Origin of the sequence: Scytonema sp. HK-05, from assembly GCF_963872035.1 — a bacterium.
Classification (GTDB): Bacteria; Cyanobacteriota; Cyanobacteriia; order Cyanobacteriales; family Nostocaceae; genus Kalymmatonema.
This window is the reverse complement of record NZ_CAWMYC010000035.1, coordinates 42,108-56,595: the sequence shown is the minus strand read 5'-3', so window position 1 is coordinate 56,595 and position 14,488 is coordinate 42,108. Positions and strand designations below refer to the sequence as shown.

9 protein-coding genes are annotated in these 14,488 nt (G+C 43.3%); 4 read left to right on the top strand and 5 right to left on the bottom strand.

The features are described from left to right. Positions 1–305: 305 nt before the first annotated feature. From AACT52_RS06395 to ilvN, 4 genes are all read left to right on the top strand, one after another. Positions 306–458 (top strand): hypothetical protein, encoded by a 153-nt coding sequence (locus AACT52_RS06395; RefSeq protein ID WP_198940879.1) that lies wholly within the window; start codon positions 306–308, stop codon positions 456–458. A gap of 145 nt (positions 459–603) precedes the next feature. Next, complete coding sequence (locus AACT52_RS06390) at positions 604–2,688, top strand: thioredoxin domain-containing protein (RefSeq protein WP_073629774.1); 2,085 nt, start codon at positions 604–606, stop codon at positions 2,686–2,688. Positions 2,689–3,521: 833 nt separating this feature from the next. Beyond that, positions 3,522–4,145 (top strand): molybdenum cofactor guanylyltransferase, encoded by a 624-nt coding sequence (locus AACT52_RS06385; protein WP_073629772.1) that lies wholly within the window; start codon positions 3,522–3,524, stop codon positions 4,143–4,145. Positions 4,146–4,347: 202 nt separating this feature from the next. Next, positions 4,348–4,866: an acetolactate synthase small subunit gene (gene ilvN, locus AACT52_RS06380; protein ID WP_073629770.1), complete on the top strand. Its 519-nt coding sequence runs from the start codon at positions 4,348–4,350 to the stop codon at positions 4,864–4,866. Between the two features lie 217 nt (positions 4,867–5,083). On the opposite strand, the gene AACT52_RS06375 is transcribed toward ilvN, so the two are convergent. The 5 genes from AACT52_RS06375 to AACT52_RS06355 form a co-directional block, all read right to left on the bottom strand. Beyond that, entirely contained in the window at positions 5,084–7,219 is a 2,136-nt protein-coding gene (locus AACT52_RS06375; protein WP_443216621.1) for a pentapeptide repeat-containing protein, read from the bottom strand. 389 nt (positions 7,220–7,608) lie between these two features. Next, positions 7,609–8,616: a zinc-dependent alcohol dehydrogenase family protein gene (locus AACT52_RS06370; protein WP_073629930.1), complete on the bottom strand. Its 1,008-nt coding sequence runs from the start codon at positions 8,614–8,616 to the stop codon at positions 7,609–7,611. A 556-nt stretch (positions 8,617–9,172) separates the two neighbouring features. Then, positions 9,173–10,582 (bottom strand): hypothetical protein, encoded by a 1,410-nt coding sequence (locus AACT52_RS06365; RefSeq protein ID WP_073629766.1) that lies wholly within the window; start codon positions 10,580–10,582, stop codon positions 9,173–9,175. A 79-nt stretch (positions 10,583–10,661) separates the two neighbouring features. Beyond that, entirely contained in the window at positions 10,662–10,994 is a 333-nt protein-coding gene (locus AACT52_RS06360) for a hypothetical protein (RefSeq protein ID WP_073629764.1), read from the bottom strand. Positions 10,995–11,004: 10 nt separating this feature from the next. Then, positions 11,005–13,938 carry a CHAT domain-containing protein gene (locus AACT52_RS06355; protein WP_443216620.1) on the bottom strand — a complete coding sequence of 978 codons (2,934 nt, stop codon included), beginning with the start codon at positions 13,936–13,938 and terminating at the stop codon, positions 11,005–11,007. Between the last annotated feature and the right edge of the window lie 550 nt (positions 13,939–14,488).

The window sequence follows — 14,488 nt, the reverse complement described above, 5'->3', positions numbered from 1 at the left end:
GCTCAAGCCTTATCACCAACCGTATTGGGAAATAAACATAGCATTTCACAAAATGTCAAAAGCCATAAAACACAAGGGTTTTTGAATGCCTGAATTCGCCAAAGCGGTACTAGTTATTTCTACGGGACTTGACTACTTTTGTCACAAAGCTTTCATCTTGTTACGTTTGTGTAAAGTTATCCGCATTTTTACTAGGTCTTTTCCGGAATAGAAACGCTTCGTTGGGTAGATAAATAATACAGGGAGCAATCTTAATAACAAATTGTACTCAATATGTCACCCACCTAAAGTTAGAGGAAGTTGCCATGCTCGAAAAACTTGTGCAAGCCGCCATCATCACCTTCTTACTCCACCTGATAGCAGGTCTTAGCCCAACGACAATTAAGACAGAGGCAATACCAACTTCAGGTACGATGTCAGCTCCAATTGCAAGAGCAGTGCTTAACTCTGTTGAATAATATTATTTCTCGAAAGCGATAAGTCGAGGAAATCATCAGCTTCTTTACGCGATTCGCCCAAGCATAGAGTTGTGAAAGGCTATGAAGTCAATATTTCCATAACAAGCTAGACTGAGCAAAGAAGTCTGTCCACAGGCATCTTATCATGACTAATCGTCTGGCTCAAGCTCAAAGTCTCTACCTCCGCAAACACGCCGAAAACCCTATTGATTGGTGGTCTTGGTGTGACGAAGCACTCGCAACGGCAAAGGCACAGAATAAACCGATATTTCTTTCGATTGGCTACTCCAGTTGCCACTGGTGTACTGTTATGGAAGGCGAAGCTTTTTCCGATCCGGCTATTGCCCAGTACATGAACGCCAACTTTCTTCCTATAAAAGTAGATAGGGAAGAAAGACCAGACCTTGATAGCATTTATATGCAAGCTTTGCAAATGATGAGCGGTCAAGGGGGTTGGCCTTTGAACGTTTTTCTCACCCCAGATGATTTAGTACCATTCTACGCTGGTACTTACTTCCCAGTTGAACCGCGCTACGGTCGTCCTGGCTTTTTGCAAGTCCTGCAAGCAATTCGTCACTACTACGATACAGAAAAAGAAGATTTACGCGATCGCAAAGCAGTCATTCTTGAGTCACTCCTCACCTCCGCAGTGTTGCAATCCGATGGAGTCACAGAATCTCAAGATAGAGAATTGTTGCACAAAGGTTGGGAAACTTCTACAGGTATCATCACACCCAATCAAACTGGTAACAGCTTCCCCATGATTCCTTACGCAGAACTTGCATTAAGGGGAACCAGGTTCTCGTTCCCAGGCTCAGCCTGGGAACACTCGCGGTATGATGGCAAGCAAATTTGTACCCAGCGGGGACTAGACCTAGCACTGGGCGGCATTTATGATCATGTAGCAGGTGGCTTTCACCGCTACACTGTAGACCATACCTGGACAGTGCCGCACTTTGAAAAGATGCTCTACGACAACGGTCAAATTGTAGAGTATCTCGCTAATTTGTGGAACGCAGGAGTCCAAGAGCCAGCTTTTGAACGGGCGATCGCCAAAACCGTCGAATGGCTGAAGCGAGAAATGACTGCGCCAACTGGCTACTTCTATGCAGCTCAAGATGCAGATAGTTTCACCACTCCCACAGAAGCAGAACCCGAGGAAGGGGCGTTTTACGTCTGGAGTTACAGCGAATTGCAGCAACTGCTGACTCCTGAAGAACTAACAGAATTGCAACAGCAGTTTACAGTTACGCCTAATGGTAACTTTGAGGGTAAAAATGTGTTGCAAAGGCGGAATTCAGGAAAGCTGAGTGAAACGCTGGAAACAGTACTCGCCAAGCTGTTTGCAATTCGCTATGGTGCAACACCTGAGTCAGTAGAGACTTTCCCCCCCGCCCGCAACAACCAGGAAGCAAAAACCGAAAACTGGAAAGGACGCATTCCTGCGGTGACAGATACAAAGATGATTGTCGCCTGGAATAGCTTGATGATTTCCGGTTTAGCAAGGGCGTATGGAGTTTTTCAACAACCAGAGTATCTGGAACTAGCAGCAAAAGCAGCGAACTTTATCTTGGATCATCAGTTTGTCGATGGGCGGTTCCATCGATTGAATTACGAAGGTAAAGCTACAGTACTCGCTCAGTCTGAAGATTACGCCTTTTTTATCAAAGCCCTACTCGATTTACACCAAGTTTCACTGACTCACAACTCATCTTCCTTGTGGCTCGAAAGAGCGATCGCCATCCAAGAGGAATTCCACGAATATCTTTGGAGCGTGGAACTAGGTGGATACTACAACACATCGAGTGACGCAAGTCAAGATTTGATTGTGCGAGAGCGAAGCTATGCAGATAATGCCACACCATCCGCCAATGGAGTTGCGATCGCCAACCTTGTCCGTATCGCTCTTTTAACCGACAATCTTGATTACTTAGATTTAGCCGAGCAAGGGTTAAAAGCATTTAGAAGTGTGATGAGCCGCGCTCCCCAAGCTTGTCCCAGCTTGTTTATAGCCTTGGATTGGTATCGTAACTGTACCTTAATCCGTACCACCGCAGACCAGATACATTCTCTCATCCCGAGGTATTTACCTAGTACTGCCTTGGTTGCAGTAGCTAAATTACCACAGGAAAGTGTTGGCTTAGTCTGCCAAGGGTTGAAGTGTCTTCCAGCAGCAGAGAATTTGGACAAGTTGTTGCAGCAAGTGCAGCAGAGTCAGCTAAGGGGATGATTGTATAAGTAGGATGTGTTACGGCTATGTAAAGATTGGAAACTTTGAGAAAGTGAGAACTTGCCGTAACGCATCGCATTGATTTGTGCGTTCCTGCATTTGTTGTTACCTTATGCCCTTATATTTGCCCCCGATTGTCGCTTCACCCCACCCCGGTTTGTAAGAGCGCCAAAACCTCCCCTCCCCGCTTGCGGGGTGGGGTAAGGGGTGGGGTAAATCAACGTGGGATAAAGGTTTGATATCATGTCCGCTCAATTACCAACAAATCCTGGAAAACCCCACCCCGGTTTGTAAGAGCGCCAAAACCTCCCCTCCCCGCTTGCGGGGTGGGGTAAGGGGTGGGGTAAATCAACGTCGGATAAAGGTTTGAACGTGATTGTTGACACCAATGGCTTGTAGCCCGCCCGCATATAGGACGGGCAAGATGCCCATCCCACAAGAATCAAGAACTATGTTCTTTCCAATTGAAAACCGCAATAGTAGGCAATACCCACATTAGAGAAAACTGATACTCGACAACAAGCTTCTGAGACTCAATGATGAGATTCCAATACTCGCTCACGACATATAAACACTCAACGCCGAGTCTCAAACACTCGCCAACGACATATAAACACTCAACGCCGAGTTGTCAATTCTCACCCACGAGCAAATTAGGGAGACTAAGATAGAGGAAAGTCTGTCGCTGCTGCAATCACACCCCCTTACCTCAAGCTCAACATCGTCGATTGGAGTCCACAAACTTTTCAGACATCCTCTAACTGGCAGTGCCCACTCTACACTACTTGCTTTGATAAAAGAGGACTAAAGTCCTCACTACGAACTTATGACTCATGACTAATCACTTAACTGCCATAGTCTTAGCAGGCGGAAAAAGTTCTCGCATGGGACGGGATAAAGCATTGATTCCCATTCAAGGCGTACCGCTATTGCAGTTGATTTGTCAAATTGCCGCAAGTTGTGCTGATAAGGTTTACGTCGTCACTCCCTGGCAGGAACGTTACCAACACTTGCTATCACCCACAGTTCAGTTTATCCGCGAAGTGCCTTTGTCTGATGAAACGAGCGGCAAATCATTACCGCACGGACCACTTATTGGGTTTGCTCAAGCACTGGCGTATGTGCAAACAGATTGGGTGTTGCTGCTTGCCTGCGATTTACCAAAGTTGCGCGTTGAGGTGTTGCAAGAATGGGCGGTGGGGCTCGATGGTGTGGAGGATGAGGCGATCGCTGCTCTAGTTCATCATACTAAAGGATGGGAACCGCTGTGTGGTTTTTACCGCCGTCGCTGTTTAGCAAGTTTAATGCAGTATATCAACCAAGGGGGGCGGTCATTTCAGGAGTGGCTGAAGCAACATCGCGTGCAAGCATTACCTTTGCCAGATCCGGAAATGCTTTTTAACTGTAATACCCAAGACGACTTATTTCGATTCCAATTACCAGATCCGCTACAATAAGGGGTTACATTGCAATCTTGTGCAACAGTACGTGTAGCACGGCTACATACTCATAAGCTAACAAACATTTAATTTGCATATTGCATTTAGACAGATGTCTTGTGGGGTGGGCATCTTGCCCGCCCGTTTGCATACAAGTTAAAAATACATTAGCTTATCTCTGTTATTCATAACTTCCTCCCTCTAGCCTGTGTTGGCGACGATGAAACATACCTTATCAGTGCTTGTAGAAGATGAAGCGGGAGTTCTTTCCCGTATTTCTAGCTTATTTGCCCGTCGCGGCTTCAACATCGAAAGCCTTGCGGTTGGTCCTGCTGAGCAACCAGGAATTTCTCGGATTACAATGGTTGTCCCTGGTGATGACCGCGTTATTGAACAACTCACTAAGCAATTATACAAGCTGATCAACGTTTTGAAAGTGCAGGACGTGACGGAAACTCCTTGCGTAGAGCGAGAATTGATGTTGCTCAAGGTGAATGCAACCAGCAGTACCCGTTCAGAAATTGTCGAAATTTCTCAAATTTTCCGGGCGAGAGTTGTGGACGTGGCAGAAGATTCTCTGACTCTGGAAGTTGTGGGAGATCCAGGTAAAATGGTGGCAATTGTACAAGTGCTGCAAAAATTTGGTCTCAGAGAAATAGCTCGCACTGGCAAGATTGCGTTAACGCGTGAGTCTGGTGTGAATACTGAATTGCTTAAGTCTTTGGAAGCTAAAGTTTAGTAGCAAGCAATTGCAAGTGAATGGTCGAAATAAGATCCCCGACTTCTCTAAGAAGTCGGGGATCTGAAGAAGAGTTATCCAAGGTATGAACTACATGATGTTTTTCAAGACGCGCAGCGCGAGAAAAACGGCGTCCTTATTACAATCCCACGCTTTAAAGCGTGGGTTTCCCTGTTCCCTATTCCCTGTTCCGTGTTCCCTCTGAATCTAGAAAGATTTATTTCAAGTAGATTAGCAAATTTAATCCGGGAATTGTGCGCGAGAGAGTCCATAAAAGTAGGGTGATGTAAAGTATACCTAAAATCCACTGATACCAGGCAAGTGTGGTGATGATACCAGGAAGGTGTTCGTCTCGTAAGCGAATGTCATTAAAACCTAATCTCAATAGGTTGTTGAGGCTAAAGTCGTAATAATTGAGCCAGTTCCAGCGGCAGTTGAACAACAGGGGTAGATATCGCTCACGAAACATTTGATACCTGGGTATCACTGGCAAACGTCCAATAAGTAATCGCAACTGGCGCAAAGTCCCATCTTCCGTGAAGTAGGAAACGTCCATCAAGTTGTGATAGCGCCCTTGTTGGTAAAGTCGGAATAACAATGCGATCGCCAACGGGAAGATAATAACGAAAAGACACCCGAGTGTTAGCCAAGGCTGTTCTCCTGTCCGAAAGATAGCAAATAAGCCAAACAGTGTTAACAGACTAAAACTCGTTAGCATCCAAGTGGTTTCGTATGCTGTGGGAATAATTGGTACTGGAAGCAGGCGGCGGAAACGATCAACAAACCAAAACAGCAAACCGAAGAAGGCGATCGCAATCAACCCCACACCAATTACCAAGCAAAAATTCGTACCATACCCGGAAAGCAGCAGCAGTAAACTCAACGTCAACCAATTCCATGCTTGCAGTAACCATCCAAATGGGGAGAGGGGTTCGCTGACAAATAAGTGCGAGCTTAGTTGGGTGTATGTTTCATAATCTATATACGGTAAAGTAAGTAACTCAGTTTTATTGCGAAATAATTGTTGAAGACGGCGGTGGGCGATCGCTTCTGCTTGAATTACCGAAAAACCCAGCTTTACCAAACGTTCTTGAGAAGCACTATTCAAATTCGTACCAACCAGATGACGGCTTAAATCTTGCAGTCGCAGCCGCTGCTTTGTGTACTCCAACTGATTCGCATCGCCAATTTGCTGCAACAGACGGAAATTTTGCCCTAAATTCCGCAAAACGCTTTGATTGCCTTGCAGCCCAGACACCACAAGCATTTTACCAATTTGACCTGGATTGCCTAAAATTTTTGCTTGGTTAGAGTTAAAAATTAGACCAGAGACATTCAAATAAGCATCCTTGGCAAATCCAGCATCGCTAAAATCTGCAGAATTGACAATGCTAGCCCCTTGTAAATTCACAAGTTGGTTAAACTGTGCTTCTCGGAAAGTTACAGCTTGCTCAAATGTCGCGTCTGTAAGGAAGAGGAACTGATTGAAAATAGCTTTACTAAACTGTGCTTGTTTGGAAAAATGTACATTAGAAAAATCAGCGTTTCCTTGCCATTGCACGCGACTGAATTTAGCCAAGTTATTAAAATTTGCTTGGGTGAAATTGGCTGTATCCTCAAAGGTGCTGTCTTGGAAATATATACTTTCCTGAAATTGCGTTTGTTTAAAATTAGCTTTATCAAAGAAGATACTGCCTAGAAACTGGCTTTCTTTCTTAAAAATCGCACTTGCAAAGCTGCTTGCACGGCTGAATCTTGTTTCAGTCCAATTTGCCTGTTGAGTAAAAATAGCACCTTGAGCATCCACAGGCTGAAGAAAAAACGTATTGGCAAACTGCACAGCCCCATTGAACCGAGTTTCTACCAGCGTCAACGAACCACGGAAAACACTAATCTCACTCGATGTCGTTGACTTTGCTAAAAGCGATTTACAGTCTTTGGAACTAGGTAATGCTACAGCAAGTGACTGCAAGCAAACCTCGCGTAGACGTTCCAGTTGTTCTTGTTCAGTTGAGGTGAAAATAGGGGCGATCGCTTGAGCATACAGAGGTGTTCTCAAACCTAAATCGCTGCCAAAAAAATCTCCCTGAATGAGAGAATGGCTCAAGTCTAAACCTAAAGGTTTTGAGCCTGCTTTTTGCAGTTCTTTGCGTAAAATTTGATAGAATGCATCCCGAAAGCTGGCATTTTCCGGTTGTAAATTTATCACCATCTGGCGTAAATCTACCACGACATTGCCTTCACGAAGGATGGGCGTATGCAGTCGCTCTTGCAATAATTCTAGAGTTAAAGCAGTACGTTCTATTTGTGCAGGTGCGCCCCATGCGGGTAGCGGTTGTGAAAAAAATAACAGCGCACATAAGATAATTAATAAGCCAGCTTGTTTTAACCAAACTACCCAAGATGAAAAAACCTCACCCCCCAACCCCCTCTCCGCAAGCAGAGAGGGGGAGGTATTTTTTCCCCTCCTGACTTGCACAGAAGGGGAGATATTTTTTCCCCTCCTTGCTTGCTCCAGAGGCGGAGGTATTTTTTTCCCTCCTCGCTTGCAAAGAAGGGGAGGTATTTTTTCCCGTCCTCGCTTGCAAAGAAGGGGAGATATTTTTTCCCCTCCTCGCTTGCACAGAATGGGAGATATTTTTTCCCCTCTTCGCTTGCACAGAAGGGGAGATATTTTTTCCCCTCCTCGCTTGCGGGGAGGGGTAAGGGGTGGGGTCATAATTTACCAAAACAAATTTCCTGTCACTTATCTTCCATTAGCAGAACAATTTTACCCGTCACTGACCCAGTTCCAAGCAAATGATGAGCTTTCGCTGCTTCTTCCAGTGGGAATGTCTCGCTAACTTGAATTTTCAATTTCCCTGCATCAATCCACTTAGCACACTGTTCTAAAATTTCTGCATGGTGCTGTTGCGCTTCGACAATTCCTTGCAACATTGGTAAAAGCATCATTTCCAAGCCAATGCGGAGATTACGCAATCTAGCAGCTTTCCAAATGGTGTTAGCGTCTGGTTCCAAAATCGTCACTATGTCGCCATAGACTCGCACTGCTGGGAAAGTTTTATGAAAAGTCTCTCCGCCTACGGTGTCAAAAGCTAAGTCTACACCTTCCCCACCAGTCCAATCTAGTGCTGCTTGCACAAAGTCTGTTTCTTTATAATAGATGACATGGTCAGCACCCAGTTTTTGGACGAACTCCGCTTTCTCCCGAGTACTGACCGTCGTGCAGACATCAGCACCTTTGAGCTTCGCTAGTTGAATTGCTACATGACCGACGCCACCAGCACCTGCATGAATAAGTACTCGTTCGCCAGGTTCCAATCGTCCCCTTTCGTATAAAGCTTCCCAAGCGGTAATTAGCACTAACGGCGCTGCTGCGGCTTCTGCAAAGGATACAGACGCGGGTTTACGGGCAACAAACCGCTCGTCAACAGTGGTATATTCAGCATAGTTCCCTTGGTGTGCGCCCAAGCCACCGTGACAAAAATACACTTCATCACCTACGCGAAATTTCTGTACGGCTGCACCCACCGCCTCGACAACACCTGCACCATCACATCCTAAAATCGCGGGCATTTTGTCGGGGTAGAAAGTGCCACGTTGACGAAGTTTGGTGTCAATCGGGTTAATGCCTGCTGCCCGTAAGTGTACCAAAAGTTCAGTTTCTCCCAAAGGAACGCCAGGGTTTTGCACATCCTGCACTTGCAGAACTTCGGGACTACCTGCTGCTGTCATTAAAACTGCTTTCATCGCTTCCTCCTGGTGTGAATTCAGCTTGGTCATTGCATTTGACACTTTAGCGCAAAGGGGAGCTCTCCAAAAGGCGATGGCACGGAGTGCCCGCTGAGTCCTTCGGACACGCTACGCGTTCGCGAAGCGTCTCCGAAGGAGATACGCGAACGCAGTTCCACAAGAAGCTGTCGTTAGATCCGAACAAGTTGTCGTTAGATCCGAACAAGTTGTCGTTAGATCCGAACAAGTTGTCGTTAGATCACAACAAGCTGTCGTTAGATCCGAACAAGTTGTCGTTAGATCACAACAAGTTGTCGTTACGACACGATAATTTGATGTATCTGCTCAGTAACAGTACCTCACAGTAATGCTGTGTCTGGTTTAGTCTACTGTTGATATAGCGTGAGTAGGATAACTTCCAATACAGTTCGGTTAGCTTGTTTATCTCAAGGGAGATCCCCCCAACCCCCCTTAAAAAAGGGGGGCTATTTTACCCATTTACCCCCTTTTTTAGAGTGCCGCAGGCGGGGGGATCTTATCCGAACCGTATTGGGATAACTTGTTCTAACCCCACTTACTTTCCTTTAGTTCTCTTGGGTTTCGGTTTAGTAACCAACCAAGCCACCAAACCAAAAACGAAGGTAGCCAGAAAACTCCACAGCAAAGATAATACTAAGGGATGATGCACTAGGGACTTGAAATTTATCTGCTGTCCGAAGGATTTATCTATGTGTTGGGTGACAACACCAGAAACTATCGCACCGCCACCAAAGGCTATACCTACTACTTGGATGGTGCGTTCTAAAGAGCGATCGCGCTTAGCTTGTTCTACCTCTACTATGCCGCGAATTGTCCCTATCATCTGGTCAAAGAGGTTTTGACCGGGGGTAAGATAAGCTAAGTCAGTATTAATTTGTTCCACAAAGGTATCAAGAGCCAGTTCCAGGAAGTTGGACAAGAATTCTAAATTATCTGACTTTATGCATACATTATTTAGCTTGTCAAGATATAAACGATAGTTCTTGCTATTAGTTTGAATCGTAGTTCTGTGCAGTTCTAAATCTCTTAAATAATCAACATAATTAAAAGAAATTTCTGGTATTTCGTTCAGCAATTGATTGAATTTATCAAATTTTAAATCTATGGGGTTATTTTTTTGTTCTTTAAACTCTTGCTTATATTTTTCTAAATCAGAATAGGCTTCCCTTGCTTGTTCATAACACCATATAGCTTCAGAACGAGCATAAATAATTTTACTGCGGCAAAGGAGAAGGTTAATTAAAGGATAATAATATTCTCCTTTTTCTTCTAAATTTGTAGTTTCGGAATGGGTATTTAACCAAATTAATAAATGGCACTGTTCTTCAGGAGAGTCAGCATCATTGTTATATTCAAATATAGGACTACCTAATAATTGCCCTTGATGCTGACAATGAATTTTGAGTTCCCGGACAGTTTCTTCTGATAGTAATCCTGCAACACAAGCATCAGCGAAGGCTTGCTCGTTATCTATCTTTCCTACAGGTTTAGCAAAAAATACTAGGGTTTGTCCTAGAGAAGCATTGATATTTTTAGGAAGCAAGCAATCATCTGGATTTAGTCCTCTTAAATCAGTGAGTTGTACCTCTGGGTGGGGATAACGTAGGGTTAAATCAAGGGCGTAGGTATCGTGAATTTCTATGGGATTAGCTTCGCCGCTTAAGTGTAGATTCTTTTTATGTTTAATGGCGGTGAAAGTTAAAATACGTTCGGGAAGTATTTCCCCAGTTATGCTATTTTTTTGATTGTTTGCTTCTTCAATCAATTTCGGTAAATTTTCTAATCTAGGCACACCAAGTTGTTTACCAAGCTGCTGGCATTTTAGCCATACATTGTTGGCATTTTCTACAGGCTGTTTGGGTTTTAGTGCCAGGTTATGCTTCACTTGAAAGGCATAGAGAGTAAGTTTGGGATAAGCTACCTTTACTGTTGAAAGATAATCCATTTTGTCATGATGATAAATGTCGCGGTGTCCAGATCCCCGACTTCTTATAGAAGTCGGGAATCTAACTTTTCACATAATATCAATTATTAGGAGTCAGTTTTTCTGTGTTCTTAGCAGATGACGAACTTTGTTGAATAGCATTAATTATATTCTTTTTATCAAGTTCGTATTCGGGAATATTTGTATTTGCTCGTTTAGCTCCTGGCGCTTTTTCTCCTATTTCCTCAAATTCTGCTAAAGCTTTTTCTACTTCAGGATGTTCTTCACACCAATCTGAGATAGCATTCGATAAAGATTGGATCTCATCAGGTTCTTTATCAATCAATTTAACTAATTCATCCCTATCCTCTTGGGAAAATAATGAGGATTGAGTAATCAACAGATGCACAAAAATGTTAACAGTATCAGACATGATTCTTCTCCTATTTGCCAACAGCACTAAATGAAGCCCAATGATAAGGAGAGTTGAATGGTTTCTCTCCAGTCATCTTATAATTAATTTGACGACGTATCTTTCCTTTATTATCTTTATCTACAGTCAATTGATTTACCCATTCCTGTAACTCTTCCTTTGTAGCATCCCGCAACCACTGCTGCGCTTGATTCATAGCAAGTGGTACTGACATATCTGTAGCATCCTGTAAAATTTGAATGAACTTAATCAACAAAAAGGATGTTGATAATTCATTTACCGTCCATAAACTACTAACAACATTGCTACTACCTGCATAGAGAAAGCCACTAGGTAAGCCGATATATTCATCGCTTGTATTATTGAAATCAATTAAACCAGTTTCGCAAGCGGAGAGAATCACGAGACGAGTTTGACTAAAATCGAAAGTTCGTTCAAATAAATTACCTAATATCAGACATTTACTTAAATCTACAGCTTTATCTTTGGATACTTTTACATATCTATCGGGATCAGCATCAACAAGGTCTGGAGAAACATAGGCATCTGCTAGCACTAAACAGGAATTTTGTGGAAAATTGAAATTGAAGGAACCATGACAAGAAAAGTGGAGATAATTCACTTGTTTTAATTCCGTTGCTGCTTCATATAAGGCAGCTTTTGTGGCTTGTTTTTCGGGTAATACTTGATGTGAAGGAAAGTAAGATAATATATTTTCTACTTCCAAGTCAGCAAAAGAGAGGTCTTTTGTGGGGTTTTGAATGGCAAACAGGGATTGAAAATCAGGACGTTGTCGCTTTTGCACTTGTTGCAGTATTTGACAACTAGGTGCATAACTTACACCACGAGGGAATAAATCTAGAAGACAAGGCGAATGTTCAGAATTTTGATTTACTGGGAGTGCATGAAGGGGAAACAAATGCAGGAAACGATGGGGAATTAGGATGAGTTGATCGCAGTGCTTTGGTATCTGGGTTAATATTTCGTCAATGTGCAGAATGGAAGCTAATTTTTTGAGTTCTTCCCCTAAGCTATTCTGCCACTGGTCTTTTTGATTGTAGTAGTTTTGCAAATATTGATTTGCCCAATCAATCAACGCTTGTCGGTCTTCTGGTTGGGATTGCCAAACAGTTACCTCTCCTATAGGTGTGACAATAAACGCCAGAATTTTATCGTTGAGAACATACCACTCGAGAATGGCTGTATATTCATCCAAAGTAGCCTGGAAGGAGTCAAATTTGAAACCGTAACCAACGGGTAAGTAGCGGTCTTGCAATTCATTTCGCTGTTGTCGCAACTGTTGGAGATGTTGTGCTAGGACTTTTGGATTTTCAGCTTTACCATTTTGGATTTGAGCTTGTCCTGTAGCTATTTCATCTCTGTATGTTTCTAATTGAGTGGCTACTTCTGGGAGGAAGACAGTTCTAGAGTCACCTTCGAGGATTTGTTCAACTAAATTGCGGGTTTTACTACGTTCAACATATTCAAGCGCTTCCGTAAGCTTATTTAATTGCCAGCAAACTTCTACCATGCGGCTATAAACTTGGTTAAAGTGTTCCGCATGTTTGCGCTTGGTTTCTTCTCCAGAAACTATTTCTGACCGCAAAGATTCTACTGTGGCAATGGCAGATTCAAAGGTAGTGTAAGCTAAATCAAACTGTTTCACTTCTTGGTAAACTGTCCCAAGGTTAAATAAAGTTTCTACATGGTCTTGGGGAAAAGCGTCAAAAGTTCTTACTTTCAGAGCATCTTGGTAATAAGCGATCGGCTGCTCTAAATTCTGTGCCCGCTCTCCTCTAATTCTATTATTGTAAGCAACACCAAGATTATGTTGCGTCCTTGCCCAATCAACAGGAAAATCGTCAAAAGTATAAACTTTTAGAGATTGTNGGTAATAAGCGATCGCCTGCTCTAAATTCTGTGCCCGCTCTCCTCTGATTCTATAACTGTAAGCAACACCAAGATTATGTTGCGTCATTGCCCAATCAACAGGAAAAGCGTCAAAAGTATAAACTTTTAGAGATTGTTGGTAATAAGCGATCGCCTGCTCTAAATTCTGTGCCCGTTCCCCTCTGATTCTATCACTGTAAGCAAGACCGAGATTATTTTGTGTCCTTGCCCAATCAACAGGAAAAGCGTCAAAAGTATAAACTTCTAGAGCATCTTGGTGATAAGCGATCGCCTGCTCTAAATTCTGTGCCCGCTCTCCTCTAATTCTATTCCTGTAAGCAAGACCGAGATTATTTTGTGTCCTTGCCCAATCAACAGGAAAAGCGTCAAAAGTATAAACTTCTAGAGCATCTTGGTGATAAGCGATCGCCTGCTCTAAATTCTGTGCCCGCTCTCCTCTAATTCTATTCCTGTAAGCAAGACCGAGATTATTTTGTGTCCTTGCCCAATCATAGGGAAAAGCGTCAAAAGTTATTACTGAGAGAGCTTGTTGGTAATAAGCGATTGCCTGCTCTAAATTCTGTGCCCGCTCTCCTCTAATTCTATTACTGTAAGCAGCAGCGAGATCATGTTGCGTCCTTGCCCAATTATAGGAAAAAGCGTCAAAAGTATAAACTTTTAGAGCATCTTGGCAATAAGCGATCGCCTGCTCTAAATTCTGTGCCCGCTCTCCTCTAATTCTATTATTGTAAGCAGCAGCGAGATTATTTTGCGTCCTTGCCCAATCAACAGGAAAAGCGTCAAAAGTTATTACTGAGAGAGCTTGTTGGTAATAAGCGATTGCCTGCTCTAAATTCTGTGCCCGCTCTCCTCTAATTCTGTTACTGTAATCTTCACCGAGATCAATTTGCATCATTGCCCAATCAACAGGAAAAGCGTCAAAAGTTATTACTGAGAGAGCTTGTTGGTAATAAGCGATCGCCTGCTCTAAATTCTGTGCCCGCTCTCCTCTAATTCTGTTACTGTAAGCAGCAGCGAGATTATTTTGCGCCATTGCCCAATCAACAGGAAAAGATTGCTGGGTGTAGACTGTCAGCGCGACTTCATAGCCGGTAATGGCAATTTCTATATTGCTGGCTTTGTTACCCAAGGGGAATTGCGCTATTAAATTGGCAAAATTTGCTATTACTCCAGCGATGGATTTCGCCACATTTGCTTCAGCTTCCCTCAGTCTATTTGTCCCCCAACGACGCAATATTTCTGCTAACACACTGTTGAGTTTGTCTGTATTGTTTACCAGCAAGGGGTAAACTACCTGCGCGTCACCTCTACTATCTGCTGTTACTTTCAGCACTTGCTCTAAGAAATCTAAGTATTCTTTTTCTGTGGCAGTCGATGATAATTTACTATAAACCCCTATCTGCTGTCCTGCTATATTCATTAAACGATTAGCTTGGTCTAATTCGCCCTGCTTTAGTAGATTATTTGCCATTTCCAGCATCTTTTGTACTAAGCCAGCATCAATTAAATCTTGGCTTGCTACCAAAATTTCTTGGACTTCATCGTCACTACGGCAATTCAACAGGCTTTGAATCAGGTTGAAA

Excerpts from the sequence above, each read along its gene's own strand:
- AACT52_RS06395 (WP_198940879.1), top strand. The coding sequence starts at position 306 with ATGCTCGAAAAACTTGTGCAAGCCGCCATCATCACCTTCTTACTCCAC.
- AACT52_RS06390 (WP_073629774.1), top strand. The coding sequence starts at position 604 with ATGACTAATCGTCTGGCTCAAGCTCAAAGTCTCTACCTCCGCAAACAC.
- AACT52_RS06385 (WP_073629772.1), top strand. The coding sequence starts at position 3,522 with ATGACTAATCACTTAACTGCCATAGTCTTAGCAGGCGGAAAAAGTTCT.
- ilvN (WP_073629770.1), top strand. The coding sequence starts at position 4,348 with ATGAAACATACCTTATCAGTGCTTGTAGAAGATGAAGCGGGAGTTCTT.
- AACT52_RS06370 (WP_073629930.1), bottom strand. The coding sequence starts at position 8,616 with ATGAAAGCAGTTTTAATGACAGCAGCAGGTAGTCCCGAAGTTCTGCAA.
- AACT52_RS06365 (WP_073629766.1), bottom strand. The coding sequence starts at position 10,582 with ATGGATTATCTTTCAACAGTAAAGGTAGCTTATCCCAAACTTACTCTC.
- AACT52_RS06360 (WP_073629764.1), bottom strand. The coding sequence starts at position 10,994 with ATGTCTGATACTGTTAACATTTTTGTGCATCTGTTGATTACTCAATCC.